Annotated in this window: 3 protein-coding genes and 1 pseudogene; 2 read left to right on the forward strand and 2 right to left on the reverse strand. The window is 58.7% G+C overall.

What is annotated here, in order from left to right; genetic code table 11:
* Window positions 1–274, forward strand: a 274-nt coding sequence (locus tag NW844_RS12855; RefSeq protein ID WP_414336213.1) for a chorismate pyruvate-lyase family protein, incomplete at its 5' end; no start/stop codon positions are given.
* Here NW844_RS12855 and NW844_RS12860 read toward each other — a convergent pair.
* Complete coding sequence (locus NW844_RS12860) at window positions 271–423, reverse strand: DUF4168 domain-containing protein (RefSeq protein ID WP_414336217.1); 153 nt, start codon at window positions 421–423, stop codon at window positions 271–273. The genes NW844_RS12855 and NW844_RS12860 overlap by 4 nt on opposite strands.
* A complete protein-coding gene (locus tag NW844_RS12865; RefSeq protein WP_414336215.1) occupies window positions 369–542 on the reverse strand; it encodes a hypothetical protein in 174 nt (57 codons plus the stop codon). Before NW844_RS12865 ends, NW844_RS12860 begins: the two co-directional genes overlap by 55 nt.
* A gap of 86 nt (window positions 543–628) precedes the next feature.
* On the opposite strand from NW844_RS12865, the pseudogene NW844_RS12870 reads away from it, so the two are divergent.
* Window positions 629–1,052, forward strand: a pseudogene (locus tag NW844_RS12870) (hypothetical protein); the annotation flags it as partial.

Genomic DNA, 1,052 nt, shown 5'->3' on the forward strand with positions numbered 1-1,052 from the left:
CTATGCCACCTCTTGGTGGAACTCCGACCATCTGGCTCGATACTTGCCCCATCCCGATTTGCCCATTGGCCAAAATCTAATCCAAGAAAAACTGGAGACCTTTCGCGATCTGCGCGGCCTTTACTATGGTGAGACAGACCCGATTGCCCGGCTGCTGCAGTGTCCTGGCCCTTTCTGGGCTAGGCATTATCTTTTGCTGCACCGAGGCCAACCTTTGACGGTTATTTACGAAGTTTTCTCCTCCCGCCTGCAGGCCAGGGTCTTGTCGGGCTAGGGCGACATCCAGCGGCGCACGGCTGCGGTGACTGCGGCTGCTACACCCGGATCCGACTGGGCGCTGGCAGAGATGCGGTGATAGTCCTCTGGGGTCAGTTGATGGGCGGCGATGACCTTGGCGGCTGCGGTTTCAAACTGTTGTTCAATTTGCCGACGTTCCTCGCTGCCGTTGGCCTGCTGCAGGCGATTTGGGTGGCCGCCAGAAGGGGCTGCACCGCCAGAAGAGCGCGGGCGAAGCGGTCGATCTGCTCTGGGGAAGGCTTCAAGAATCTTCAGCTAGAAACTGCAGGAGCCCCGCCCTGTACCCGTAGGGTCAGGCTCGGGAGAAATGCGGACGACATATAGTTGTGACATGACCCAAGTCCTGACTATCTCCTGCAAGCTCAAGGTGTCTGCTTCGCAAGCCGTGAAGCTAGAGGCAACCTTGTCGGCTTTTGCACAAGCACTCCTCGCGCCAGCGGGCCGTAGGCCTTACTGGGTCAACCAAAACACGCCAGAGAAGGCGGTCAACGCAGTCAAGCTTCAATCGCTCTGCTACCGCGCAATTCGTACCCGCTTCGGGCTATCCAGCAACCTAGCACAACAGGTGTGCAGAAGGCTGGCCGCTGCCCGCAAGGTTGCCCAGCAAAAGAATCGTCCGGTCAAAGCGTTCAAGTCTGGCTTTGTTACCTTTCGCGCTAGCGGGACGGAGTCCTTTGACGCCCGCATCTTCTCTTTCCGTGAGAGGGACTGGACGGTGTCGCTGACCACCGTTGAGGGGCGGGAACGCTTTGAGT

It is taken from the genome of Synechococcus sp. H55.2, from assembly GCF_047462495.1.
Classification (GTDB): Bacteria; Cyanobacteriota; Cyanobacteriia; order Thermostichales; family Thermostichaceae; genus Thermostichus.